The sequence below is a fragment of the Nocardia sp. Root136 genome (assembly GCF_001427185.1).
Taxonomy (GTDB): domain Bacteria; phylum Actinomycetota; class Actinomycetes; order Mycobacteriales; family Mycobacteriaceae; genus Nocardia; species Nocardia salmonicida.
This window is the reverse complement of sequence record NZ_LMFE01000001.1, coordinates 1,346,018-1,369,842: the sequence shown is the minus strand read 5'-3', so window position 1 is coordinate 1,369,842 and position 23,825 is coordinate 1,346,018. Positions and strand designations below refer to the sequence as shown.

The following is a 23,825-nucleotide window of genomic DNA, read 5'->3' as shown; positions in this document are numbered from 1 at the left end:
TATGGCCCGGTTGCTGATCATCCACCACACCCCGTCCCCGCACACCCAGGCGATGTTCGAAGCGGTCCTCGCCGGAGCGAGCGACCCGGAGATCGAGGGGGTCGAGGTGGTGCGCCGGGCCGCGCTTGCGGTGACCGCCGTCGACGTGCTCGAAGCCGACGGCTACCTGCTCGGCACTCCGGCCAACCTCGGGTACATGAGCGGTGCGCTCAAACACGCCTTCGACACGATCTACTACCCCTGCCTGGACTCCACCCGCGGGCGGCCCTACGGGCTCTACCTGCACGGCAACGAGGGCACCGAAGGGGCAGAGAGCAGCGTGGAGCGGATCACCACGGGTCTGGGCTGGCAGCGCGCCGCCGACGCGGTGGTCGTCTCGGGACCGCCGAGCAAGGCCGATCTGGAGAAATGCTGGGAACTCGGCGCGACCATCGCCGCCGGTCTGATGGAGTAACTGGTCCGCCGGAGCGGGCCCGCCCCGAATATTGGTGGGCTGACACGCGGGGTAGGGATGCGGTAGAACTCGAGACCGACGTGTTGCGGGTTGGCCGCGGTGGGTGTTCTTCAGATGGGGAGTGGTCGGTGAGCGAGTTGGAGCAGACGCGCACGGTGCGACGGGTCGGGCTGGTGGAGGACCACGAGTCCGTGGCGATCGGATTGGCGGCCATGCTCGGCCCCGAACCCGATCTGGAACTGGTGGCGGTGGCCGAATCCGTCGCCGGGCTGCTCGCCGAGACCGCCGATCTCGATCTCGTCGTCCTCGACCTGCGCCTGCCCGACGGGTCGACGCCCGAGGACAATGTCACCGCGCTGCGTGAACGCGGTATCGAGGTGCTGGTGTTCACCGGCGCCGACAACGCCTTTCTGGTCCGCTCCGCAGCCAAGGCCGGTGTGCTCGGCGTGCTGCGCAAGTCGGAGAGTGTGGCGACGGTGGTCGAGGCGGTGCGCCGGGCCGCCTCGGGCGAGCAGGTGGTGACCACCGACTGGGCCGCCGCCATCGACGGCGATCCCCAGCTCTCCGACGTCGGGCTCAGCCCGCGTCAGGAGGAAGTACTGATGCTGTACGCCTCGGGGGAGAAGGCCTCGCGGGTGGCGCGGCTGACCGGCCTGTCGGAACAGACCGTCAACGACTACCTCGGCCGCATCCGGCAGAAATACGCCGACGCGGGCCGGCCCGCCCCGACCAAGACCGATCTGTACAAACGGGCCGTCGAAGACGGGTGGTTGCCCGTGCCGGAAAGGCAGCAGCGCACGTGAGTGACCTCGCGGTCGCGACGGCGCCCGCACCGGTCGGCGATGTCGAATTCTCGCGGGCGGCGACCGAACAGATCCTGCGCAGACTCGGGTTGGTGATCGGAACCGGCGCCACGATCGTGATGGTGCTGGAACTGCCCGCGGTGCTGGTTCAGCCGATCAACCAGTCGATCTGGCCGGAACTGCATCTGGTGGCCGCGTATGTGATGTTCGCGGTGCTGGCGCTGGTGTCCACGCGCGGCCCCGCCGAGGCGATCCGGCGCACCGCCGCCGTGGCCGCGGTGTGTTATCTCGCGGCGACCTTGGCGACGCCGCTGGTGTATTCGGTCGTGCACATCGGCTCGTTCGCGTCATGGCCCTACCGCGGGTTGGCGGTGGGCGTGATGGCCGCGGGGCTGGCGTGGCCCCGGCGCGGTGCGGCCGGATTCGGCGCCCTGCTCGTGGTGGCGACCAGTGTGTCCAATGCCCTTGTCGTGCCCGGTAGTTCGATGTGGGCGCTGTTCGGCGACATCACCAGGGGACTCGGCGTGGCGGCGCTGTTCCTGTGGTGCGTGGTGTACGCGCGCGCCGCCGCCGAACGGGTCGACCGGGAAGCGGTCCGTCAGCGCAGCCGAGCGGCGGCGGTCGCGGCGACGTCGGCCAGGGAACGCGAGGGCGCGCGCTTCGCGGCGCTCATCCACGACGCGGTGCTCTCGACGCTGCTGGAAGCCTCGCGGGCGCAGGAGTCCTCGTCGGTGCTGCGCAATCAGGCCGCGCGCACCCTCGAACAGCTCGAGCTGTCGCGGACCGCGCCCGAGATCGACCACCTCGACGCCGCCGCGACGATCGAATTCCTGCGCGAGGCGGTGCGCGAGGCGGAGTCCGAGATTCCGGTGCAGGTGTCCTCGCGCCGCGCGGCGGATCTGTGCCTGCCGATCGAGGCCGCCCAGGTGCTCGGGGCCGCGCTCTCGGAGGCGGTGCGCAACAGCGTGCGCCATGCCGACGTCGCCGGTCGGACGGTGCGGCGCGGGGTGTCGGTGACCATCGCGACCGGGGGCATCCGGGTGGTGCTCTCCGATGACGGCGCCGGGTTCGACCCGGCGCGGGTGTCGGCCGACCGGATGGGGATCGCGGGCAGCATTCTGGGCCGGATGCGCGCGCTCGCCGGCGGCGCGGCCTTCGTGGAATCGGCGCCCGGCGCGGGAACCGTGGTGACTCTGGTGTGGGGGAGTTGATGGTCGAGCGTGATCTGCCGTTCGCGATGCGCGACCTGTTCGGCCTCAGCGACGGCACGGCATGGCTGTTCGTGGTGATCTTCGAAGCCACCATCGTGATGTATCTGCGGGTGAATTTCGATATCGCGCCGCCCGCGGCCGCGTTCGCCGCGCTGGCGCTGATGACCGTGGCGGCGCTGGTGGTGCTGGTGTTCCCGGTGGATCCGCTGCCGTGGCCCGTCACGATCTTCGTGGCGTCCGCGGGGCCCGCGGCGATGGCGCTGACCGTGCCATGGCTCGAGAGCTCCTCGGGGTTCGCCCACCAGATGTGGACCGCCTATCCGACGTCGTATCTGCTGGCGATGCTGGTGCTGCGCGGGCGGATCCTGTCGGCCTGGGTGGGGGTGGCGGCCGCCGCGACGGTGCTGGTGACGATGGGCGTGTTCACCAGTTGGCATCCCGAAACCGTAGTGCGCGCGCTCACGCCGGTGGCCACGGTCGGCGCGGTGACGGTGTTCATGTCGATCGTGCGGCCCACCCAGCGTTCGCTGCGGGAACTGCGCAGCGAGGCCAATCGCCGGGCCGCGACCGAGGCGGCGCTGGCCGCGGCCAACGCCGAGCGTGATCGTCAGCTGGGGGCGCTCGACCGGGTGGCCGGGCCGCTGCTGGCCCGCATCGCGGCGGGGATCGAGCTGACCGAGACCGAACGCGAACAGTGCAGGCTGCTCGAAGCCGAACTGCGCGACGGTCTTCGGGCGCCGCAACTGGTCACCGACCGGCTCAGCGCCGCGGCGCGTGCGGCCCGATCGCGGGGCGTCGAGGTCACCCTGCTCGACGACGGCGGCTTCCTCGGCGTACCGGAGTGGGTGCGCCACAACGTGATCGAGGCCGCGGTCGACGAACTCGACATGGCGGGAGCGGGCTCGGTGACCGTGCGAGTCCTCCCGGTCGGTCGACGCTGGGTGGCGACCGTGCTGGCTGCCGCGCCGGGCGGGGATCGACGGACCGAGATCGACACCGCGGGCGAGGTTCGGGTCTCCACCTGAGCGTCGAAAACCTGTCGGACCCCTGTGCCAGGCTGAGGGGATGCAGCGGATGAATGCGGCGCAGGCCCGTCGAACGGCGCTGGCCGCGCAGGGCTTCGGCAAGCGAAAGCCGACCAACCCGAAGCGGCGGGCGATTCTCGATGTGGTCGCCAGAACCCGTCTGCTGCAAATAGATTCGGTATCGGCGGTGGTGCGCGCGCATTACGCGCCGGTGTTCAGCCGGATCGGCCCCTACGATCGCAGCCTGCTCGACGGCGCCGCCTGGAGCGACAGCGCGAAGGCTCGGCGGGGGCTGGTGGAGTACTGGGCGCACGAGGCCGCGCTGATCCCGGTCGCCGACTGGCCGTTGATGCGCTGGCGGATGGCGGAGTACCGGCACGGACGCTGGTCGGGGATGCGCAAGGTGGTCGAACGCAATCCGACACTGGGCAAGGACATTCTCGATGTCGTGACCGAGGTGGGCGCGGCGAGCGCGGGGGAGATCGAACGTCATCTGGAACTGGACAAGCCGCGCCCGAAGGGGACGTGGTGGAACCTGAGCGACACCAAGATGATCTGCGAGCAACTCTTCGCCGCGGGGGAGCTGTCCACCGCGCGTCGCGTCGGCTTCACCCGGCACTACGACCTCACCGAACGAGTCGTCCCGGCCGACGTGCTCGGCCGCGAGATCGGCGAGGAAGACGCTGTGCGCGAGCTGATCCGCCGCTCCAGCCGCGCCCTCGGTATCGGCACCGAGGCCGACCTGCGCGACTACTACCGACTGGCCCGTCGACAGAGCGCCCCGGCGATCGCCGACCTGGTCGACGCGGGCGAACTGCTGCCGGTCGACGTCGACGGCTGGGACGCGCCCGCCTACCTGCACCCGGAGGCCGCCACCCCACGCCGGATCACCGGCACCGCGCTGCTGTGCCCGTTCGATCCGCTGATCTTCTTCCGCCCGCGCACCCAGCGGGTCTTCGACTTCCACTACCGGATCGAGATCTACACCCCCGAACCCAAACGGGTGCACGGCTATTACGTCTTCCCGCTGCTCGTCGACGGCAAGCTCGTCGGCCGGGTGGATCTGCGCGCCGAACGCGCCACCGGCCGACTGCTCGCCCCCGCCGCGTTCGCCGAGCCCGGCTACGCCACCGCCGAGACCGCTCAGGCGTTACGCGGGGCGCTGCGGGAAATGGCCGACTGGCTCGAACTCGACGAAGTCGTTATCGGCGACCGCGGCGATCTCGCCCCGCTACTGTGATCGCGACCGCGTCTACCAGCCCTTGCCGCCGTAGCCGCGCATCTGATCCTTCAGCGCGCCGCTGACGGCGCCGGAGAGCCAGGAGTTCAGCGACTGGCCGTTCTGCTGTGCCGCCTCCTCCGCGCGCGACTTGAGCTGTTCGACCAATCGCAGGGTCACCCGGCTGATGTCGCCGGTCATCTCCTCGAAAGTCTGGGGTTCCTCCGCCCCGGGCGGGGTGTTCTTGCGCACGTCGGCCTTCGCCTCGGTGCCCTCCAGCCGGACGTGCACGGTGCGGTCACCGAGCTCGGTGCTGATCTCGGCGGCCAGTTCCGACAGCGCCGAGAGCAGAACCAGCCGACTCGAGCTCTCCACCGCGGCGGCGAGGGCGGCGGCGGTGGCCTGCGTTTTCTCGTCGCCGAGCGCGGCGGCGGCGATCAGTTCCTCGCGCAACCGCGCGGTATGAGCATTCAGATCCATGACATCAGTGTGACGTCATCTATGACATCACGCAAGGTGGAAAGCGCCCACCGGCCGCCGCTTCGGCCGCTAGGGTGTCGAGACACATCCGGCGACCGGGTAGCCTTTCTGACCATGACGAACGGTGAATCGACGCCAACGGAGCTGCGCGCGTCCGGCACGGTAGGTGTCGCGATGGTGACCCCCTTCAGCGCTGCGGGCAAGCTCGACGTCGATGCCGGTGTCGCACTGGCGGCACACCTGGTCGACCGTGGGGTCGACCTGCTGATCATCTCGGGTACCACCGGCGAGTCGCCGACCACCACCGAAACCGAGAAGGCGGACCTGCTGCGGGCCGTCGTCGACGGCGTCGGCGACCGGGCCACCGTGGTCGCCGGGGCGGGTACCTACGACACCGCGCATTCGATCGAACTGGCGCGTGCCGCCGAGAACGCGGGCGCGCACGGTCTGCTCGTCGTGACGCCGTATTACTCGCGGCCCACGCAGGAGGGCCTGATCGCGCATTTCACCGCGGTCGCCGACTCCACCGCGCTGCCGATCACCCTCTACGACATTCCACCGAGGTCGGTGGTGCCTATCGCCATCGACACGATCCGGCGCCTTGCCGAGCATCCCAACATCGTCGCGGTGAAGGATGCCAAGGGCGATCTCGTCTCCGGAGCCGATCTCATCGCGACCACCGATCTGGATTTCTACTCCGGTGACGACGGCCTGAATCTGCCCTGGCTCTCGGTCGGTGCGATCGGATTCATCAGCGTCATCGGCCATCTCGTGCCGGAACGACTGCGCGAGATCCACCAGGCCTACACCACCGGTGACGTGGCCAGGGCGCGAGAGATCAACGCGACACTACTGCCGCTGTACGCGGCCATGACCCGCCTGGGAGGTGTGGCGATGTGTAAGGGAGGACTCCGATTGCTCGGCATCGATGTAGGTGAGCCCCGTTTGCCCCAGCTGATGCCGACGCAGGCACAACTGGAGGAACTGATGCTCGATCTGCAGGCAGCGGGGGTATCGGCATGACCGAACCCGTAGCCCGTAAGGCCCGTCGCCGTTCGGCATCGCGCGCCGCCGGTGCGCCCGAGCCGACACCCGTGGAGAGTGTGCAGGCCGCGGTGAAAGCTCCGGCTATCGCCGAACCGATCGCCGAGGTCGCCGCCGAGGCGAACCTGGCGGGTTCCGCCGAAGCGGGCACCGAACTGCGCGGTGTCGCCGAGGAAGGCGTCACCGCGAAGAAGACCGCCCCGCGCCGTGCCAGGACGAAGCCGGCCACCGAAGCCAAGGGCAAGCAGGCCGAAGCCAAGAGCAAGCCCGCCGCCGAGCAGTCCCGTGGCGGCGGTCGTGGCAGGCAGGGCGGGGGTCGTGGTCGCGGTGCGGCACCGGTAGCCGAGCCGCGCGAGAAGGCCGCCCACGACAAGCTGGGCCCGCCGCCGAAGCTGGCGAAGAACGGACTTCGCCTGTTCGCACTGGGCGGTATCGGCGAAATCGGCCGCAACATGACCGTGTTCGAATACGGCGGCAAGCTGCTGATCGTCGACTGCGGTGTGCTGTTCCCCGAGGACCAGCAGCCCGGCGTGGACCTGATCCTGCCGGACTTCGGGCCCATCGAGGACCGGATGGCCGACGTCGAGGCAATCGTGCTCACGCACGGCCACGAGGACCACATCGGCGCCGTGCCGTTCCTGCTGCGTCTGCGCCAGGACATCCCGGTGATCGGCGCCAGGTTCACCCTCGCCCTGGTGGCGGCGAAGGCTCGCGAGCACCGCTTGCAGCCCAAGCTGCGCGAGGTCGCCGAGGGCGAGACCACCGTGCACGGCCCGTTCGAGATCGAGTACTTCGCGGTCAACCACTCGATCCCCGACGCACTGGCGGTCGCGATCCGCACCGGCGCGGGCGTGGTGCTGCACACCGGTGACATCAAGCTCGACCAGCTGCCGCTCGACGGCCGCCTCACCGACCTGGCCGGCTTCTCGCGCCTGGGCGACGAGGGCGTCGACCTGTTCCTGGTCGACTCCACCAACGCCGAGGTCCCCGGCTTCGTGACTCCCGAGCGCGAGATCGGCGGCGTGCTCGACAATGTCATCGGCAAGGCCACCAATCGCGTCATCGTGGCCTCGTTCGCCAGCCACGTGCACCGCATCCAGCAGGTCGTCGACGTCGCGCAGAAGTACAACCGCAAGGTCTGCTTCGTCGGCCGTTCGATGGTGCGCAACATGGAGATCGCGCAGGACCTGGGCTACCTGACGGTGCCCGACAATGTCGTGGTCACCCTCGACCAGGCCGCGAACCTGCCCGGCAACCGCCTGGTGCTGATCTCCACCGGTTCGCAGGGCGAGCCGCTGTCGGCGCTGTCGCGGATGGCGCGCGGCGAGCACCGCCAGATCAACATCCGTGCCGACGACCTGGTGGTACTGGCGTCCTCGCTGATCCCCGGTAACGAGAACTCGGTGTTCGCTGTGGTCAACGGCCTGGCCCGGCTCGGCGCGACCGTGATCACCCAGCAGAACGCGAAGGTGCACGTCTCCGGGCACGCCTCCGCCGGTGAGCTGCTGTACCTGTACAACGCGGTGCGCCCCACCAACGCCATGCCCGTGCACGGCGAATGGCGCCACCTGCGCGCCAACGCCGCACTGGCCGTGGCGACCGGTGTGCCCGAGGAGCGGGTCATGTTGGCCGAGGACGGCGTGGTGGTCGACCTGGTCGACGGCATCGCCTCCATCGTCGGTCGTGTGCCGGTCGGGCACGTCTACGTCGACGGCCTCTCGGTCGGTGACGTCGGCGAGTCCACCCTGTCGGACCGCCTGGTCCTCGGCGAAGGTGGTTTCATCTCGATCACCATCGTCATCGACTCGACCACCGGCAAGGCCGTCAGTACGCCCGAGCTCAACGGGCGCGGCTTCTCCGATGACCGGACCGCGCTCGACGGCGCGAACGAACTGGTCGAGGCGGAACTGCTGCGCCTGGCCGGTGAAGGCATCACCGACACCCATCGCATCGCCCAGGGCGTGCGCCGGGTGGTGGGCCGCTGGGTCGCCGACGTCTACCGTCGTCGTCCGATGATCGTGCCGACGGTCGTCGCCGTCTGATCGATTGATCGAGAGATCAACAGATCAACTGAAAACCGCTGGGCGACTATGTCGCCCAGCGGTTTTCTTGATATTCGGACCGATATTCGGACGGATTCGGACCGGTTCTCAGGCCTGGCAGGCCGCGGAGTCGAGCTTGGCCGACTTCACGATATTGCACGCGAACACGTGCGAGACCTTCCAGGAATCGTCCTCGGCGACGAAGTCGACGAAGGCATCCTTCACCGGGGTCCCGTCGATGGTGACATCGGCGTTCGCCTCGAGCTTCCCATCGACGGGGTCGCCGACGGTGGTGATGGCGACCTTGACGTTGTTCTGCTTCGCCGCCTCGACGAACTTGTCGACCAGCATCGGATCCTGGTCGGCGTCCTCGATGTAGGTCTTCTTCTCCTCGCCGGTCAGCTGGCCCGCGAGCGCCTTGGTCAACCGGCTGTTCAGCTCGGCGGCGGTCGGCTTGGGCAGATTGGGCACCGTGGTGGCCGCGGGCTCGCCGCCCTCTTCCTTGCCCGATGTGGCGTCGCCCGTTTCGAAGGCGCCGCCCTTGCTCGTCGTGGTTCCCGCGCTCGTGCTGGTCGAGCCCGCGTCGGAACCGCACGCGCCGAGGCCGAGCGCCGCGACGATCGCGACGAGGACAGCGGCGGTTTTCACTGGACGGATATTCACTACAACTCCCATGATCATGGTCGGAACGGGTCGGGGCTAGAGCTGGTAGCCGCTGGTGCAGTTCCAGTGCTTGATAGAGGCGTTGCCCGGATTGTTGTTCAGCGCTTCGCGTTTGGCGCCGCCGATCGTCGACGCGGAGCCGTAGCTCCACCAACCGCGCGAGATCGCGATGGCGCCGCAGCCGTTGCGGTAGGACACCTTCACGTCGCACCCGCCGCCACCCCCGCCCCGTAGGCAGGCCGCCATGGCGCCCGCCTCGGCATCGGCGTAGCTGCTGTAATCAGTGGCGTACCCGTAGACCCCCGGTCTGACCGACACCGCGATGGCGCCGTAATTGCCCGACTGCGCCTGGGCCGGTGCGATGTGTCCCGCGAACATTGCTGCCACGGTGGCACCGAGCACGGCCGCGCTGGTGAGCATTCTCTTCACTTGTAGCGTCCCCTTCATCTGCACGGGTCGACGACCCGATAGAGCGCCGTCAACGTATCGAGGGTTACGGCGCCCGCGCTAGACCCGCGAGCCCGCGCTCGCCCGAATCCATGGCGATCGACAAGGATTCTGCAAGTTCGGGCCCGCGAAACGCGGTTCGCGGCGAGATTTCCCCGCGCTGACCGGGGCGCTGCGACCTGCGCATCCACCCTGGATCACCCCGGCGAGCGGGGTGGGACCAGTGTTGCGGATGGTCTCGGAGGTGCTCGAGCGGCTAGCCTGAGGTCATGGCAGGTAAGTCCCGCAGCACCACGACCTCTCGTGCGCGGGCGGGATCGACCAGGGGGCGGACGCCGGCGGCGCGGTCTCGTTCGGCGACCCCGCGAGCGACGGCGGCTCCACGTGGGCGCACCACACCCGTGCGCAGGCCGGTCAAACGTGCCTCCGACACCGCTCCGCTGGCTGTGATCAGCCGCGGCATCGGCAGTGGCTGGACCATGCTGGCGCGCGGGGTCGGCGCCACCACGCGCACGCTGAGCCGGGCAGGCGAACTCGACCACGGGCACCGTCGCGACGGTATCGGCCTGGCGCTCATCGCGTTGAGCGCGATCATCGCCGCCGCGATGTGGCTCTCGGCGGGCGGACCGGTCGGCCGTTTCCTCGAAGACGTCGTGCGGGCGATCGCCGGTTCGGCGGCCGTGCTCGCGCCGATTCTGCTGGTCGCGCTCGCGGTGGTGCTGATGCGCACCGAACCGCACCCGGAGATCCGGCCGCGGCTCGTCCTCGGTGGGCTGCTCGTGGTGCTGCCCGCGCTGGGTGTGTGGCACCTGGCGGCCGGGTCTCCGACCGACGCGGACGGTCGCTCCACGGCGGCGGGCGCGGTGGGATACGCGATCGGTGGACCGCTCGGCCAGGGCCTCACGCCCTGGCTCGCGCTGCCGATCCTGTTGCTGGCCATGATGTTCGGCGTGTTGCTGCTCACCGGAACCACGGTGCGCGAGGTGCCGACCAGGCTGCGCGAATACTTCGGTCTCGGCGAATACGCCGACGACAGCGACCCCTACGATCCGGCCAACTACGACGCCGACGGATTCCCGGTGCACCGCAACCGAACCCGTCGCCGTGGCGCCGACCCCGACGACAACTACCCGCCCGACGAGTTCGGCGGCTCCGACGCGGTCACCGAGTCGCTGGGCGAACCGCCGCTGCGCGATGCCAAGCCGATCGAGGAACCGCCCGCGCCCGCGCCGAAACCGGCGCGCAAGCGTCCGGTGGCCAAGCCGGTCGACCAGACCCCGCCGCCGCCACCGGCACCGGAGTTCGTCACCGATCGCGTCGTCGACGGCGACTACACGCTGCCCCCGCTGACCCTGCTGCTCGACGGCGATCCGCCCAAGAAGCGCTCGGCAGCCAACGAATCGATGATCGAGGCGATCACCGAGGTGCTGGTGCAGTTCAAGATCGACGCCGCGGTCACCGGCTTCGTGCGCGGCCCGACGGTCACCCGCTACGAGGTGGAACTCGGACCCGGCGTCAAGGTCGAGAAGATCACCGCGCTGGCTCGCAACCTGGCCTACGCCGTCGCCACCGAGAACGTGCGCCTGCTCGCGCCCATCCCCGGCAAATCGGCCGTCGGCATCGAGGTGCCCAACGCCGACCGCGAATTGGTGCGCCTGGCCGACGTACTGAAGTCGCCGCACACCCGCAACGACCACCATCCGCTGGTGATCGGCCTCGGCAAGAACATCGAGGGCGAGTTCGTCTCGGCGAACCTGGCCAAGATGCCGCACCTGTTGGTGGCCGGTTCCACCGGCTCGGGTAAGTCGAGCTTCGTGAACTCGATGCTGGTCTCGCTGCTGCACCGGGCCACCCCCGAAGAGGTCAGGATGATCCTGATCGACCCGAAGATGGTGGAACTCACGCCCTACGAGGGCATTCCGCACCTGATCACGCCCATCATCACGCAGCCGAAGAAGGCCGCCGCCGCGCTGGCCTGGCTGGTCGAGGAGATGGAACAGCGCTACCAGGACATGCAGGCCAACAAGGTCCGCCACATCGACGACTTCAACAAGAACGTGCGATCGGGCAAGATCACGGCCCCGCTGGGCAGTGAACGCGTCTACCGGCCCTACCCGTACATCCTGGCCATCGTCGACGAGCTCGCCGACCTGATGATGACCGCCCCGCGCGATGTCGAGGACGCGATCGTGCGGATCACCCAGAAGGCGCGCGCCGCCGGTATCCACCTGGTGCTGGCCACCCAGCGCCCCTCGGTGGACGTGGTGACCGGTCTGATCAAGACCAATGTGCCCTCGCGGCTGGCGTTCGCCACCTCCTCGCTCACCGACTCGCGCGTCATCCTGGACCAGCCGGGTGCCGAGAAACTCATCGGCATGGGCGACGGGCTGTTCCTGCCGATGGGTCAGGGCAAGCCGACCCGTCTACAGGGCGCGTTCATCTCCGACGAGGAGATCCAGGCCGTTGTCGAGTTCAGCAAGACCCAGGCCGAACCCGAATACCAGGAGGGCGTCACCGCGGCCAAGGCCGGCGAGGTCAAGGACGTCGACCCCGATATCGGCGACGACATGGACGTGTTGCTGCAGGCCGTGGAGCTGGTGGTCACCTCGCAGTTCGGGTCCACCTCGATGCTGCAACGCAAGCTGCGGGTCGGCTTCGCCAAGGCGGGCCGGTTGATGGACCTGATGGAGACCCGCGGTGTGGTCGGTCCCAGCGAGGGCTCCAAGGCGCGCGACGTGTTGATCAAGCCCGACGAGCTGGACGGTTTGCTGTGGTCGATTCGTGGCGGCGATCCGGGCGCGTCCGACGACGAGTGACGCCGTTCCCGGTTTGCTCTGACCGTGCCGGAAGCAGGCGGCGACGAACGAGGAGGGACCTGGCACGGCTCGTGGTCATCGAAATGCCCGGAGGTGGATCGGGCGGCGATCGCCTTGTCAGGCGGTGAAGCGGGCGCGCGCGAGGCGGGTACCCGACATCAGGACACCGGGGCAGAGCCGGTGCATCGCGGTTCGGCGCTTGATCTGCGCGGTGGATTCGGTCACGGCTCGCTCCTCTCGGGTCTGTGTTGTCGGGGTGATGCGGTGACGGTAGCAGCGAGCGCGGACGGGGCGATAGGGCTTTTCTCGTGTGCGCGGCATGTGCGCGGCCGCCGATGTGTGTGAAATCATGGCGGGCAATCGTTCTGCAAGCCAACTGAAACGGACAATTCGGGCATGATGGACGGCATGAACTTCATCGATCGGACCACCACATGCAGGTGACCACGCTCGAGTGGGTGATCACCGGGCTGGTGATCCTCGGCCTGTTCGTCTTCGACTTCTACGCCCACGTGCGCACCCCGCACGAGCCCACCTTCAAGGAATCGGGCATCTGGTCAGCCGTCTACATCACTTTGGCGCTGCTGTTCGGCCTCTTCGTCGCCTGGAAGTGGGGCGGCACATTCTCGGGGGAGTACTACGCGGGCTTCGTCACCGAGAAAGCGCTCTCGGTCGACAACCTGTTCATCTTCCTCATCATCATGAGCACCTTCGCCGTGCCGCGGATCTACCAGCAGAAGGTGCTGCTGATCGGCATCGTGCTGGCGCTGGCGATGCGCGGTGTGTTCATCGCGGTCGGCGCGGCCGCGATCAGCGCCTACAGCTGGGTGTTCTACCTGTTCGGCGCGTTCTTGATCTACACCGCGATCAACCTGCTGCGCGAGAGCGGGCACGAGGCCGAGCACGAGCAGAAACGCGACAGCTACATCGTCTCGCTGGCCAAACGGGTCCTGCCCACCACCGACGAGTACGACGGCGACAAGCTCATCACCCGGATCGACGGCAAACGTGTAGTGACCCCGCTGTTGCTCGCGCTGCTGGCGATCGGTTTCGCCGACCTGCTGTTCGCGCTGGACTCGATTCCGGCGATCTACGGTCTCACCGAAGAGCCGTACCTGGTGTTCACCGCCAACGCCTTCGCGTTGATGGGTCTGCGTCAGCTGTACTTCCTCATCGGTGGGCTGCTCGACCGCCTGGTGTACCTGTCCTACGGCCTGGCCGCGATCCTGGCGTTCATCGGCGTGAAGCTGGTGCTGCACGCGCTGCACGAGAACACGCTGTCGTTCATCAACGGCGGCGAGCACGTGAGCGTCCCGGAGATCTCCACGGCGGTCTCGCTGAGCGTGATCATCGGCATTCTGGTCATCGCGACGGTGGCGAGCTTGCTGCGCACCCGTCACACCAACGCCTGACACGACTCACAACGACACTGCCCGGAACCGCTGGGGTTCCGGGCAGTGTTGTGTGCGCGCATCGACTATTCGGCGAAGGCGCCCATCACCGGCAGCCACTCGACCACGCGGACGGCATCGATCAGGCCGAGCTTCGCGAACGGGTCGTTGCTCAGCAGATCGGTCAGCGAGGGCTCGTCCTCGGCGCGGAACAGCAGCAGCGCGCCCGTACCGTCGGGGTAGGGGCCGCTACTGAGCACTGTGCCCGCGTCGACCAGAGCGTTCAACCAGCCCCGGTGCTCGGGTCGGTTGGTCGCGCGGTCGGCCGCGGTGGACTCGGAGTAGGTGTAGTGGACAGCGAAGATCGGCACAGTCGATCACTTTCTCGCGATGGATTCTCTAGAGGGTGAGCAGCATGCGGGTGTTGCCGAGGGTGTTGGGCTTGACGAAGCTGAGGTCGAGGAATTCGGCGACACCGGTGTCGTAGGAGCGGCACATCTCGGCGTACACCTCGGCGGTGACGGGCGTGCCATCGATCTCGACGAACCCGTGCCTGCCGAAGAAGTCCACCTCGAAAGTGAGCACGAACACACGCTGCAACTGCAGTTCGCGGGCGACGGTCACCAAGTGCTCGACCACCGCGCCGCCGACGCCGCGGCCCTTGACGACGGGATCCACTGCGACAGTGCGAACTTCGCCCAGATCGGCCCACAGCACGTGCAACGCGCCACAGCCGACGACCTGTCCGTCGAGCTCGGCGACCCAGAATTCCTGCACCGATTCGTACAGCGTGACCAGGTTCTTCTCCAGCAGGATGCGGCCTGCGTACTCGTCGACCAGGCGCTTGATCTCGGGGACATCGGAGGTTCGCGCTCGTCGCACGACCACGCCGGAAACAGGCGCCACAGTGGGCGCGACAGCATGCGCTTCGCTGGTCGGACTGCTCGAGGGTCCCCGTGAGGTCATGGGTGCAGAGTAGTCGGACCGGTTACCGATAGTCTGAACATGTGCCGCACATCCTGTCGTTCCGCTCCTCGCATCGCGCCGGGCTCGACGACCGGATCGCGTGGCGCCGATCGTGCGAGCAAACAGCTCGCGAAACCGTTGGATTTCGGCGCAGTGCCGGTGAATGCCGAGAGGGCGGGGCATGAGCGTGCGACCCGAAGAGATCGATCGTGGGTCGAGTGCGGCGACACCGATGCACTCGGTGCCGGAGACCCAGGTTCCGCTGCTCAATATCGCCAACGTGTTGACCATCGCGCGCATCGTGCTGGTGCCGCTGTTCGTGCTGGCGCTGTTCGCCGAGGGCGGGCACGACACCCGCTGGCGAGTCATCGCCGCGGCGGTTTTCGGCCTGGCCGCGATCACCGACCGCTTCGACGGGCAACTGGCGCGCAAATACGGGCTGGTCACCGATTTCGGCAAGCTCGCCGACCCCATCGCGGACAAGGCGCTGATCGGATCGGCGCTGATCGGGCTCTCGGTACTCGGCGATCTACCGTGGTGGATCACCGTGGTCGTCGTCGGCCGCGAAATCGGCATCACGCTGCTGCGACTGGTGGTGGTGCGGCGCGGGGTGATCCCGGCCGGGCGTGGCGGCAAGCTGAAGACGCTGGTGCAGTCCGTGGCGATCGCGCTGCTGGTGCTGCCGCTGTCGGGTGTGTTCGCCACCGCGGGCATGTGGCTGATGTACCTGGCCGTGGCGCTCACGGTGATCACCGGCCTGGATTACGTGGGGCAGGCGACCAGAGTGTGGCTGGCGGGTGGACGGTCGCGCTCGTGAGTGATCCGCTCGTCGACGGTGCGCCGGTCGCCGAACTGGTCAGGGCCCTGAACGCGGCGGGTCAGACCGTCGCCACGGCCGAATCGCTCACCGCGGGTCTGCTGGCTGCCACGGTGGCGGGAGTTCCCGGTGCGAGCTCCGTGCTGCGGGGCGGGTTGATCGTCTACGCCACCGACCTCAAGAGTCGCCTGGCCCGCGTCGACGACGACCTCCTTCGGACCGATGGTCCGGTCGCCGCCTCGACCGCCGAACAGCTGGCCGTGGGGGCGCGGGAGCAGTGCGGCGCGGACTGGGGTGTCGGATTGACCGGGGTCGCCGGACCCGATTCCCAGGACGGGCATCCCGTCGGCACGGTATACCTCGGGTTGGCCGGTCCACGTCACAGCGAAGTGGTCCGGTTGAAACTGCACGGTGACCGGTGGACGATCAGACTCGGTGCGGTGCACAGTGCGGTGCGTGAGTTGCTTCGCTGTGTCAGTGTGAAGTAGGTCGGTTCGGGAACCACCGGTCCATGCTCGACGTTGTGCCAGAAAGAGGTGAGCACCGCTACGGCGGTGACACGAGGTGGAGGAGAACGAGATGACGCTGCTGCGGGAGGCAATCGGGGACAGTCTGCGGCGTGCGCGTCTCGCCCAGCATCGAACGCTGCGCGAGGTGTCGACCTCGGCGCGCGTGAGCCTCGGCTATCTGTCGGAAGTGGAGCGCGGCCGCAAGGAAGCCTCCAGTGAACTGCTCGCCAGCATCTGCGAGGCACTCGACGTGCCGCTCTCGCGCGTGCTGTGGGACGTGAGCACCCTGATGGCGGGCGCCGACGGCTCCGCGCCGCGCGAACCCGCGCTGACCGGCCCCGCCGCCGAGCGCGAGCCGACCGAAGCCGAGCCCGCCACCCTGCCCGAACCCGCCGCGGGCGAGGCATCCGCCTCCGCGAACGCGGCGGCCGAGCAGGGCGCGCGCATCGGCATCGCCGAAGACACCCGCATCGTCATCCCGGCCCCCAGGGCCGAGATGCTGGTACTGGTGAAGGGAATGTGACGCGGCGAACCCTGCGCCCGGCGCGCGAGACGCTGCACACCGCTGATGAGAACGGATAGATTCTCATCAGGCGTCGATCGGTCCGGTCATTCCGGTTCGGGTGCCGCATGGTGAAGGATAAGCACGTATCTGGTGCGTGACGGTCGCGTACCACCAGTCGCACGAGCGACGCACAGATGGAGGCGGGATCAATCGATGGCTAATCCGTTCGTGAAGGCCTGGAAGTACATGATGGCCCTCTTCGACTCCAAGATCGAAGAGCATGCGGATCCGAAGGTCCAGATTCAGCAGGCTATCGAGGAGGCGCAGCGTCAGCATCAGGCGCTGTCGCAGCAGGCGGCATCGGTGATCGGTAACCAGCGTCAGCTGGAGATGAAGCTGAACCGTCAGCTCGACGAGGTCGAGAAGCTCAACGCCAACGCCCGTCAGGCCGTCACCCTGGCCGATCAGGCGCAGGCGGCGGGCGACACCGAGAAGGCGATCCAGTACACCAACGCCGCCGAGGCGTTCGCCGCCCAGCTGGTCACCGCCGAGCAGTCGGTGGAAGACCTCAAGGTGTTGCACGATCAGTCCCTGCAGGCCGCCGCACAGGCCAAGAAGGCGGTCGAGCAGAACGCGATGATGTTGCAGCAGAAGGTCGCCGAGCGCACCAAGCTGCTCAGCCAGCTCGAGCAGGCCAAGATGCAGGAGCAGGTCTCGGCCTCGCTGCAGCAGATGGACTCCACCCTGTCCGCGCCGGGCTCCACGCCCAGCCTGGACGCCGTGCGCGACAAGATCGAGCGTCGCTACGCCAACGCGCTCGGTTCGGCCGAGCTGGCGCAGAACACGGTGCAGGGTCGCATGATGGAGGTGCAGCAGGCCAGCGTCCAGATGGCCGGGCACAGCAAGCTCGAGCAGATCCGCGCCTCCATGCGTGGTGACGCGTTGCCCACCGGCAACAACAACGCGGCGATCGACCCGGCGCAGCCCCAGGCCGCACCGGCGCCGAACATCAACAAGGGCCAAGCGGCTCAGCAGTAAGCAGTACGTGGAGTCCGGCGAGGGCGCGGAAACCCGGCGGTGACGCCCGGTGGCCGCGCCATCAACGGTTTCCGCGACGACCGGCACCCGGGGGAAGGACACCGATGAGCGGGAAACTACGGCGCCAACGTGCCGAGATCGTGGAGCCGGCGGCGATCACGCAGGCCGCCATGGCGGGCTCGGTGCCCGCGACCCTGCGTGGGGTCGGTGAGCAGGCCCTGGTCGCGGTGCGGCGCTGGGCCGACCCGCGTGAACGTGAGTTACGCCGTCGGCGCCGGGTGCGCAGGCGCAGTTTCCAGCTGGGAACTGTTTCCGGCATCACCACGGTCGGCGCGGTCGGACTGGCCGTGATCTCGGCGCCTGCCTGGGCGGTCGTGGTGATCGGCGGTGGCGCCGTCGCCTTCGTCACCGGAACCGCGCTCACCGCGCGCCGGTATCTGGAATTGCGCGGCAAACCCCTGCCGCAGGCGGCGTTCGTCGCCCGCAAGTCGCCCGGCCTGCGCTCGGCCGCGCGCGCTCCCATCCAGCGCCTGATCCGCGCCGAACGGGCGCTCTACGACCTCGGCGCCCAGATCGCGCGCACCCGCCGACTCCCCGAGGACGAACTGCGCGACCTGCTCGAGACAGCCCGCTCCGGCGCGGGCGCCCTGCACGCGCTCGCCGCCGACGTGGTCGCGATGGAACAGGCCGCCGACACCGTCGGCCGCGCGAACCCCGACACCGTCGCGGCACTGAAATCCACCGTCGTCGGCGTGCTCACCCGCCTGGAAACCGGCGTGGTCGAATACGAACAACTGGTCGCCGCCGCGGCCCGCATTCTCGCGGTCCCCGAAGACTCGGTTCTCGCCTATCAGTTCAACGGCATCGTCGCCGACCTTCGCGAAGCCGCCGACCGCCTCGACGGGTGGGCCCAGGCTCTCACCGAAATGGCGGACCAGGGCACCGACTTGTTCACCGGCGGACAGGATTCCTCCCGCTAGGACCCCACGGACACCCCTATCGATCGGCACGCCGGTCGATGACCCGGCGTGCCGATCGATAGGTCAGGCTGGGGCGACGGCCTGACGCAAGGCTGCGAGCTCCGCGGCGCGGGGGTCGGTGACAGTAGCGGATTCGGGGATATCGAAGATGCGGACGTTCTTCTCGTCGGCGGTGAACGGGGCCCAGTCGGCGGTGCCGTCGGTGGCGAAAGCGACCCACGCGGCGTGCATTTCGTCGGCCAGGGACTGTGGCGGGGTGGGGCCGGTGAGGGAGTGGGCGCCGTCGATGGTGTCGAAGACGAACGGGATCTCCAGCACGTGGCAGGCGCCGAGGCCGGGCAGGCTTGTGGGCCAGGCGAATTCGTAGACGTGGGTGGGGACGGTGGCCGCGCCGGCTTCGGCGAAGTCGTAGGTGCCCGCGCGGAAGCTCATGTCGGTGAGGATGGCGTTGAAGATCTCGGCGGGGGTGGCATCGGGACGCTCGGTCGAATACGTCTGGGCGACCGCGGGATCGATGCCGTAGCGGGTGAGGACGAAGGGCAGGGTGTCGGCGGTGATGGCGGCGGCGAGTCCTGCGGGGACGGTGAAGAAGCGGAACTCGTCGGCGGTGGTGCCCGCGATGAGGGGGACCGCGCGATCCGGGTGTGCGAGAATAACCTCGGTCGGTGGGCCTTCCACGATGTCGTTGTCGATCACCGGGAACAGGCTCATGATGCCGCCGCCCAGTTGGATCACCGATCGGCCCCAACGCTGCGGATCGGGATCGGTCATCAGGGCCAGCCCGACGGCGTTCTGGGCGGTACGCAGCTCATCGGGGCCGAGTGCGCCGAAGTCCTGTGCGGTCGGCGAGATTCCCAGTTCGGCGGCCAGCGCGGCGGACACCTTGCGCGCGTCCTCGGCGTCGGCGGCGACCGCACCGTTGCCGCTCTGCATGATCGCGCGGCGGAACAGTCCGGTCGTCTGCCGTGCGGCGATCAACGCCGCCACACTCATCGCGCCCGCGGACTCACCGAAGATCGTCACATTGTCGGGATCGCCACCGAACGCGGCGATGTTCTCGCGCACCCAGCGCAAGGCGAAGATCTGGTCGTGCAGTCCACGATTCGACGGCGCGCCCTCGATCTCGGCGAATCCCGACACCCCGAGGCGATAGTTGATCCCCACCATCACCACACCGTCGCGGGCGAACGCGGTCCCGTCGTAGATCACGCGCGCGTTGGATCCACGGACGAACGCGCCGCCGTGAATCCACACCAGTACCGGAAGACCCGAAGCGGCGGGGTCGGGCGTCCAGACATTCGCGTTGAGGTACTCGTCGCCGGGGATGTAGTCGCTGCCGAGCAGGGCGTGGATCGGTGCGGGGTACGGCGTCTGCGCGCAGGTGGCGCCCATCTCGGTCGCCTCTCGCACGCCTTCCCAGGCCGGTGCGGCCTCGGGCAGCTGGAATCGTTTCGGCCCGACCGGCGCCGCCGCGAACGGCACGCCGAGAAAGCGGGTGACGCCTGCCTCGGTGTGGCCGCGTATCGCGCCGCTCGTGATCGTGACGATGGGTTCCATGAAAGTCCTCCTACGCGCAGTGATCCCCGATTATGGACGCTTGTCCGGGTCGTCGTCAGTCGTTTGCTTACGGAACGAGTGGCCCGGCCAGCACCCGCTCGCCCGCCGCACGGTCGCCGTCCCAGATGAACTCGGGGTGGTCGGCGGACTTGCGGGCCCACAGGGCCAGGAGCAGGTCCGATGCGGTGCCCGCGAGTTCGGCGACCGGCTCGCCGGGGCCGTAGGTCCAGCTCCTGGCGGTGTCGGTGGCCCGGACCCGCAGCGCCACCTCCGGTTCGACCGCGAGGCCGCGGTGGATCATCCGGGGCGCGAACAGCTCGAAGACCTCGGCGATGCCGTCGACAGCGAGATCGGGGTCGAACGGGTCGGCCTCGCCGAGGGCATCCTGACCGTCCCACAGGTGCATGAGCGTCTCGTGGGCACGGCGCCGACGCCAGAAACCGACGGTGCGCGGCATGGACCGGGTGAAGGTCCAGGCCTCCTGGTCCTCGTCCGCGGACAGTGAGGTGACCAGGGCGTCGGCGGTCGACTCGTACCACTCCCGCAGGGCCGCGGGATCCTTCGGTGCAGGCTCGCCCTCGAAATCGCCGCGCAGCTCGGCCACCGCGGTGACCACCCACAGATTGCCGCGCCCGACGTGATCGACGAGGTCGTAGACCGTCCAGTCGCCGCAGGACGGCACCGGCGTGGCGAGATCGGTCTCGACAGTGATGAGCTCGCCGAAGGCGGTGAGCTTCGCACAGAGCAACGCCAAGTAATCCATGCCGAACACGGTAGCCGGGGAACCGCTGCGGCGCCGGTCTCGGGGTGAACCCTGATCTACACCCGGATATCGGTGCTGACCTGGTGATCTATCGGCCACGGAGTGGCAGCATCGAAGATATCGGATCGCGCGAGTGCGGTCTCGGAGCTGGCGAGGAGTCACATCATGGTTCTGAAAGTCATCGGCATCGTCGCGGTCGCGGTGATCGCGTTCTGGATTCTGGGTGCGCTGATCGAGGCGCTGATGCCCATCCTGGTGATCGGAGCGATCGGTACCGGTGTGTACCTGCTGTACAAGGCGGTGTCGGGAAGCGACAAGACCCCGATCAGCTAGTCGCCTGTGGATAGCATGGCGGGGTGGAACAGGTACCCGAGGACTGGCAGCGCGGACTGGTGATCGTCGCGCATCCCGACGACATCGAATACGGCGCCGCCGCGGCGGTCGCGCGATGGACCGGGCAGGGCAAGGACATTCGCTATCTGCTCGTCACGCGGGGCGAAGCGGGGATCGCCGGGATGCCGCCCGCGCAGGCCGCGCCGTTGCGGGAGATCGAGGAGATCTCCGGAGCGCGCGAAGTCGGCGTGCACACCGTCGAATTCCTCGACCATCCCGACGGCCGCGTCGAGGAAGGTCTCACCCTGCGCCGGGAACTGGCCGCCGCGCTGCGCAGGCATCGCCCGGAGATGGTGGTGCTGTTCAACTTCGGCGACACCTGGGCGCCGGGCGTGGTCAACAGTGCCGATCACCGTGCTGTCGGCCGATCGGCGATGGACGCGATCTCCGACGCGGGCAACGAATGGATCTTCCCCGAACTCGCCGATCTGCCACCGTGGTCGGCGCGCTGGGCCGCCGTGGTCGGCCCGGTCGCCACGCACGCGGTGGATGTGAGCGCTCATCTGGAGCAGGCGCGCGCGTCGTTGTCGGCGCATCGGCGGTATCTGCAGGTTCTGAGCCAGGTGCCGGTGGAGGAGCAGGTGCGCGAAATCGTCACCTTCGCAACGGGTCCCAAGCAGGGATTCCCCGCCGAGCACGCCGTCGGCTTCGAACTGTTCACCTTCGGCGGCTGATCAGCGGGCGGCGACGCGATCGACGACCGGGCGCCAATCCCGCAGGGGCGCAACGCGTAACCCGACTACTTTGCCCGCGTCGTCAGCCCTGCGCAGTGCCAGCGCGGCGGTGAAATCGGGGTCGGTGCGGAAGGCTTCGACCTCGGCGGGCGTCATCGGGCCGCCCTGCGCGATGAGTGTGCGCCGACTCGACGCCGACAATGCGCGGGCGTGGGTCGAATCCGTCGCCGCCAGAAAGCGTTTCGCGACCACGTGGAGTTCCACCAGTCGTGCCACGCGTGCACCGAGCAGACCGCGGACCGCTTCGGCTCCGTGCCTGCCGTGGCCGGCGTCGTCGCCGGGGACCAGGACGTGGCCGATGTCGTGGAGCAGGCCCGCGACCTGGAGTTCTTCGTCGGCGGGGTGATCGCGGCGCAACAATTCCGCGCACTGCCGATCGTGATCGAGGATGTCGACCGGATCGCCGGTGCGGTCCGCGGTGTCCCAGGCGTCGGCGCACCGCTCGAGGAGTTCGAACAGGGCGTCGACGGTGTCGATCGGGGCGACGGGGGAGCCACCGGCTTCCTTGATCCCGCTGGGCTCGACCGGAAAGGAACCGGACCGCACACGATCCCCGCTGCCGGATTCGCTGAGGTAGTGCCGGTGCGACCGGTCGGGCGCGGTGGAGTCGGGACTGTCGGGTAGCACGTGATCGCTCCTGCCGGTTTCGACGCTGTGGTGCGGCGGTCAAGGTAGCGCAGAAACCGGAGTTCGGTTGTCCGAGGTGGGCGCGGCCTGGGGATATGGCAGGGTGGGCGGATGCGAATAGCTGTGGTGGCCGGGCCCGATCCAGGGCATGCGTTTCCCGCGATCGCGTTGTGTCTGCGATTGCTGGCCGCGGGGGACGAGCCCGTGTTGTTCACCGGGCCGAGATGGCTCGATCAGGCCCGCTCCGCGGGGATCAGCGTGCGCAAGCTCAAGGGCCTCGCGCCGCGCCCGACGGACGACGACACCGACGCGGGTGCCCGGATCCACGATCGTGCCGCCCATATCGCCACCGAGAACCTGCCCGAACTCAGCGCGATGCTGCCGGACCTGGTCGTCTCCGATGTCCTCACCGCGGGTGGTGGGATGGCGGCCGAGCGACTGGGACTGCCGTGGGTCGAATTGTCACCGCATCCGCTCTACCTACCGTCGAAAGCCTTGCCGCCGATCGGCAGTGGCCTGGCGCCGGGGGAGGGCGTGCGTGGTCGCGTGCGCGACGGTGTCCTGCGCACGATGACCGCGCGTGCGGTCCGCACCGGCCACCGTCAGCGCTCCGCGGCTCGCGAAACCATCGGCCTGCCCGCCGAGGATCCCGGTCCCGCCGCGCGCCTGGTCGCCACCCTGCCCGCCCTGGAGATGGACCGCCCCGACTGGCCCGCCGACACCCACGTCGTCGGACCGCTGCTGTGGGAACCCACCGACGCCGTACTTCCACTGCCCCCGGGTGACGCCCCGCTGGTGATGGTGGCGCCCTCGACCGCGCACACCGGCGTCGCCGACATGGCCGACATCGTCCTGACCGGCCTGGCCGGACTCGGCGTGCGCGCGGCCATCTCGACCCTCGACACCCCACCCGCCGAACTCCCCGACTGGGCTACCGCGGGTCTCGGCCGCCAAGACGAATTGCTCACCCACGCCGCGGTCGTCGTCGGCGGCGGCGGACACGGCCTGCTCGCCAAATCCCTGGCCGCAGGGGTGCCGGTGGTGACCGTACCCGGCGGCGGTGACCAGTGGGAGCTCGCCAATCGTGCGGTACGACAGGGCAGTTCGGTGCTCGTGCGACCGCTCACGCCCGAGGCGGTCGGCGCCGCGGTGCGGCAGGTGCTCGACGACCCGGCCTACGCCGCAGCGGCTCGGCACGCCGCCGCCGGTCTGGCTGAGGTCGAGGACCCGGTTCAGGTCTGTCACGACGCGGCGAAGCGGTAGTCGGTCGCCGACAGTCACCGGTCGTCGCAAACATCGCTGGGCTGAGCGGGGACCTGTCGGCGCTCGCCCAGCGCGAGT

At 68.8% G+C, this 23,825-nt stretch carries 25 protein-coding genes; 17 read left to right on the top strand and 8 right to left on the bottom strand.

Annotated elements, in window-relative coordinates:
- The first annotated feature begins 1 nt into the window (after position 1).
- The 5 genes from ASD42_RS06510 to ASD42_RS06490 all read left to right on the top strand — a co-directional run bounded on the left by ASD42_RS06510 (position 2) and on the right by ASD42_RS06490 (position 4,733).
- Positions 2 to 454 (top strand): flavodoxin family protein, encoded by a 453-nt coding sequence (locus tag ASD42_RS06510; RefSeq protein ID WP_056811471.1) that lies wholly within the window; start codon positions 2 to 4, stop codon positions 452 to 454.
- 128 nt (positions 455 to 582) lie between these two features.
- On the top strand, positions 583 to 1,257 hold the full coding sequence (locus tag ASD42_RS06505) for a response regulator transcription factor (protein WP_062991071.1): 675 nt from the start codon (positions 583 to 585) through the stop codon (positions 1,255 to 1,257).
- Positions 1,254 to 2,468 (top strand): sensor histidine kinase, encoded by a 1,215-nt coding sequence (locus ASD42_RS06500; protein ID WP_235569326.1) that lies wholly within the window; start codon positions 1,254 to 1,256, stop codon positions 2,466 to 2,468. Before ASD42_RS06505 ends, ASD42_RS06500 begins: the two co-directional genes overlap by 4 nt.
- Positions 2,468 to 3,493: a hypothetical protein gene (locus ASD42_RS06495; protein WP_056815612.1), complete on the top strand. Its 1,026-nt coding sequence runs from the start codon at positions 2,468 to 2,470 to the stop codon at positions 3,491 to 3,493. Before ASD42_RS06500 ends, ASD42_RS06495 begins: the two co-directional genes overlap by 1 nt.
- Positions 3,494 to 3,533: 40 nt before the next feature.
- Positions 3,534 to 4,733, top strand: a complete 1,200-nt coding sequence (locus ASD42_RS06490; RefSeq protein ID WP_056811461.1) for a winged helix-turn-helix domain-containing protein — start codon at positions 3,534 to 3,536, stop codon at positions 4,731 to 4,733.
- Between the two features lie 12 nt (positions 4,734 to 4,745).
- Here the strand turns inward: ASD42_RS06490 and ASD42_RS06485 are convergent, their stop codons facing one another.
- Entirely contained in the window at positions 4,746 to 5,192 is a 447-nt protein-coding gene (locus ASD42_RS06485) for a hypothetical protein (RefSeq protein WP_056811459.1), read from the bottom strand.
- 114 nt (positions 5,193 to 5,306) lie between these two features.
- Between ASD42_RS06485 and dapA the strand changes: the two genes are divergently transcribed.
- Together dapA and ASD42_RS06475 are read left to right on the top strand one after the other, a co-directional pair.
- Entirely contained in the window at positions 5,307 to 6,215 is a 909-nt protein-coding gene (gene dapA, locus ASD42_RS06480; protein ID WP_056811455.1) for a 4-hydroxy-tetrahydrodipicolinate synthase, read from the top strand.
- Complete coding sequence (locus ASD42_RS06475; RefSeq protein WP_056811452.1) at positions 6,212 to 8,278, top strand: RNase J family beta-CASP ribonuclease; 2,067 nt, start codon at positions 6,212 to 6,214, stop codon at positions 8,276 to 8,278. Before dapA ends, ASD42_RS06475 begins: the two co-directional genes overlap by 4 nt.
- Positions 8,279 to 8,386: 108 nt before the next feature.
- Here the strand turns inward: ASD42_RS06475 and ASD42_RS06470 are convergent, their stop codons facing one another.
- Together ASD42_RS06470 and ASD42_RS06465 are read right to left on the bottom strand one after the other, a co-directional pair.
- Positions 8,387 to 8,941 carry a hypothetical protein gene (locus ASD42_RS06470; RefSeq protein ID WP_056811450.1) on the bottom strand — a complete coding sequence of 185 codons (555 nt, stop codon included), beginning with the start codon at positions 8,939 to 8,941 and terminating at the stop codon, positions 8,387 to 8,389.
- A gap of 36 nt (positions 8,942 to 8,977) precedes the next feature.
- Positions 8,978 to 9,361: a DUF4189 domain-containing protein gene (locus ASD42_RS06465; protein ID WP_235569439.1), complete on the bottom strand. Its 384-nt coding sequence runs from the start codon at positions 9,359 to 9,361 to the stop codon at positions 8,978 to 8,980.
- Positions 9,362 to 9,657: 296 nt separating this feature from the next.
- Between ASD42_RS06465 and ASD42_RS06460 the strand changes: the two genes are divergently transcribed.
- Together ASD42_RS06460 and ASD42_RS06455 are read left to right on the top strand one after the other, a co-directional pair.
- Complete coding sequence (locus tag ASD42_RS06460; protein ID WP_056811444.1) at positions 9,658 to 12,204, top strand: FtsK/SpoIIIE family DNA translocase; 2,547 nt, start codon at positions 9,658 to 9,660, stop codon at positions 12,202 to 12,204.
- Between the two features lie 434 nt (positions 12,205 to 12,638).
- Positions 12,639 to 13,616 (top strand): TerC family protein, encoded by a 978-nt coding sequence (locus tag ASD42_RS06455; RefSeq protein ID WP_056811441.1) that lies wholly within the window; start codon positions 12,639 to 12,641, stop codon positions 13,614 to 13,616.
- 65 nt (positions 13,617 to 13,681) lie between these two features.
- Here the strand turns inward: ASD42_RS06455 and ASD42_RS06450 are convergent, their stop codons facing one another.
- Both ASD42_RS06450 and ASD42_RS06445 read right to left on the bottom strand, forming a co-directional pair.
- On the bottom strand, positions 13,682 to 13,966 hold the full coding sequence (locus ASD42_RS06450) for a YciI family protein (RefSeq protein ID WP_056811438.1): 285 nt from the start codon (positions 13,964 to 13,966) through the stop codon (positions 13,682 to 13,684).
- Between the two features lie 28 nt (positions 13,967 to 13,994).
- On the bottom strand, positions 13,995 to 14,561 hold the full coding sequence (locus ASD42_RS06445; RefSeq protein ID WP_131816631.1) for an amino-acid N-acetyltransferase: 567 nt from the start codon (positions 14,559 to 14,561) through the stop codon (positions 13,995 to 13,997).
- Between the two features lie 232 nt (positions 14,562 to 14,793).
- Between ASD42_RS06445 and pgsA the strand changes: the two genes are divergently transcribed.
- From pgsA to pspM, 5 genes are all read left to right on the top strand, one after another.
- A complete protein-coding gene (gene pgsA, locus ASD42_RS06440) occupies positions 14,794 to 15,378 on the top strand; it encodes a CDP-diacylglycerol--glycerol-3-phosphate 3-phosphatidyltransferase (protein ID WP_235569437.1) in 585 nt (194 codons plus the stop codon).
- Positions 15,375 to 15,866, top strand: a complete 492-nt coding sequence (locus ASD42_RS06435) for a CinA family protein (protein WP_056815606.1) — start codon at positions 15,375 to 15,377, stop codon at positions 15,864 to 15,866. Before pgsA ends, ASD42_RS06435 begins: the two co-directional genes overlap by 4 nt.
- Positions 15,867 to 15,957: 91 nt before the next feature.
- Positions 15,958 to 16,410 carry a helix-turn-helix domain-containing protein gene (locus ASD42_RS06430; RefSeq protein ID WP_056815602.1) on the top strand — a complete coding sequence of 151 codons (453 nt, stop codon included), beginning with the start codon at positions 15,958 to 15,960 and terminating at the stop codon, positions 16,408 to 16,410.
- A gap of 195 nt (positions 16,411 to 16,605) precedes the next feature.
- Positions 16,606 to 17,430: a phage shock protein PspA gene (pspA, locus tag ASD42_RS06425; RefSeq protein WP_056811431.1), complete on the top strand. Its 825-nt coding sequence runs from the start codon at positions 16,606 to 16,608 to the stop codon at positions 17,428 to 17,430.
- A gap of 104 nt (positions 17,431 to 17,534) precedes the next feature.
- A complete protein-coding gene (gene pspM / locus ASD42_RS06420; RefSeq protein WP_056811427.1) occupies positions 17,535 to 18,410 on the top strand; it encodes a phage shock envelope stress response protein PspM in 876 nt (291 codons plus the stop codon).
- Positions 18,411 to 18,473: 63 nt separating this feature from the next.
- On the opposite strand, the gene ASD42_RS06415 is transcribed toward pspM, so the two are convergent.
- Together ASD42_RS06415 and ASD42_RS06410 are read right to left on the bottom strand one after the other, a co-directional pair.
- Positions 18,474 to 19,967 (bottom strand): carboxylesterase/lipase family protein, encoded by a 1,494-nt coding sequence (locus ASD42_RS06415; RefSeq protein WP_056811424.1) that lies wholly within the window; start codon positions 19,965 to 19,967, stop codon positions 18,474 to 18,476.
- A gap of 67 nt (positions 19,968 to 20,034) precedes the next feature.
- Positions 20,035 to 20,730: a maleylpyruvate isomerase family mycothiol-dependent enzyme gene (locus ASD42_RS06410; protein ID WP_056811421.1), complete on the bottom strand. Its 696-nt coding sequence runs from the start codon at positions 20,728 to 20,730 to the stop codon at positions 20,035 to 20,037.
- Positions 20,731 to 20,895: 165 nt separating this feature from the next.
- Between ASD42_RS06410 and ASD42_RS34865 the strand changes: the two genes are divergently transcribed.
- Positions 20,896 to 21,063 carry a hypothetical protein gene (locus ASD42_RS34865; protein ID WP_165610229.1) on the top strand — a complete coding sequence of 56 codons (168 nt, stop codon included), beginning with the start codon at positions 20,896 to 20,898 and terminating at the stop codon, positions 21,061 to 21,063.
- Between the two features lie 23 nt (positions 21,064 to 21,086).
- Positions 21,087 to 21,797 (top strand): PIG-L deacetylase family protein, encoded by a 711-nt coding sequence (locus ASD42_RS06405; protein ID WP_056811417.1) that lies wholly within the window; start codon positions 21,087 to 21,089, stop codon positions 21,795 to 21,797.
- Here ASD42_RS06405 and ASD42_RS06400 read toward each other — a convergent pair whose 3' ends face one another.
- Positions 21,798 to 22,484 (bottom strand): HD domain-containing protein, encoded by a 687-nt coding sequence (locus ASD42_RS06400; protein WP_235569325.1) that lies wholly within the window; start codon positions 22,482 to 22,484, stop codon positions 21,798 to 21,800. It lies immediately after the preceding gene.
- A 111-nt stretch (positions 22,485 to 22,595) separates the two neighbouring features.
- On the opposite strand from ASD42_RS06400, the gene ASD42_RS06395 reads away from it, so the two are divergent.
- Positions 22,596 to 23,747, top strand: coding sequence for a glycosyltransferase (locus tag ASD42_RS06395; RefSeq protein WP_056811415.1), 1,152 nt, complete (start codon positions 22,596 to 22,598; stop codon positions 23,745 to 23,747).
- Positions 23,748 to 23,825 lie beyond the last annotated feature (78 nt).

Coding starts and splice junctions, on each gene's coding strand:
- ASD42_RS06510 (WP_056811471.1), top strand. CDS start 2: ATGGCCCGGTTGCTGATCATCCACCACACCCCGTCCCCGCACACCCAG.
- ASD42_RS06495 (WP_056815612.1), top strand. CDS start 2,468: ATGGTCGAGCGTGATCTGCCGTTCGCGATGCGCGACCTGTTCGGCCTC.
- ASD42_RS06490 (WP_056811461.1), top strand. CDS start 3,534: ATGCAGCGGATGAATGCGGCGCAGGCCCGTCGAACGGCGCTGGCCGCG.
- ASD42_RS06485 (WP_056811459.1), bottom strand. CDS start 5,192: ATGGATCTGAATGCTCATACCGCGCGGTTGCGCGAGGAACTGATCGCC.
- dapA (WP_056811455.1), top strand. CDS start 5,307: ATGACGAACGGTGAATCGACGCCAACGGAGCTGCGCGCGTCCGGCACG.
- ASD42_RS06475 (WP_056811452.1), top strand. CDS start 6,212: ATGACCGAACCCGTAGCCCGTAAGGCCCGTCGCCGTTCGGCATCGCGC.
- ASD42_RS06465 (WP_235569439.1), bottom strand. CDS start 9,361: ATGCTCACCAGCGCGGCCGTGCTCGGTGCCACCGTGGCAGCAATGTTC.
- ASD42_RS06460 (WP_056811444.1), top strand. CDS start 9,658: ATGGCAGGTAAGTCCCGCAGCACCACGACCTCTCGTGCGCGGGCGGGA.
- ASD42_RS06455 (WP_056811441.1), top strand. CDS start 12,639: ATGCAGGTGACCACGCTCGAGTGGGTGATCACCGGGCTGGTGATCCTC.
- ASD42_RS06445 (WP_131816631.1), bottom strand. CDS start 14,561: ATGACCTCACGGGGACCCTCGAGCAGTCCGACCAGCGAAGCGCATGCT.
- pgsA (WP_235569437.1), top strand. CDS start 14,794: ATGCACTCGGTGCCGGAGACCCAGGTTCCGCTGCTCAATATCGCCAAC.
- ASD42_RS06430 (WP_056815602.1), top strand. CDS start 15,958: ATGACGCTGCTGCGGGAGGCAATCGGGGACAGTCTGCGGCGTGCGCGT.
- pspA (WP_056811431.1), top strand. CDS start 16,606: ATGGCTAATCCGTTCGTGAAGGCCTGGAAGTACATGATGGCCCTCTTC.
- pspM (WP_056811427.1), top strand. CDS start 17,535: ATGAGCGGGAAACTACGGCGCCAACGTGCCGAGATCGTGGAGCCGGCG.
- ASD42_RS06415 (WP_056811424.1), bottom strand. CDS start 19,967: ATGGAACCCATCGTCACGATCACGAGCGGCGCGATACGCGGCCACACC.
- ASD42_RS06410 (WP_056811421.1), bottom strand. CDS start 20,730: ATGGATTACTTGGCGTTGCTCTGTGCGAAGCTCACCGCCTTCGGCGAG.
- ASD42_RS34865 (WP_165610229.1), top strand. CDS start 20,896: ATGGTTCTGAAAGTCATCGGCATCGTCGCGGTCGCGGTGATCGCGTTC.
- ASD42_RS06395 (WP_056811415.1), top strand. CDS start 22,596: ATGCGAATAGCTGTGGTGGCCGGGCCCGATCCAGGGCATGCGTTTCCC.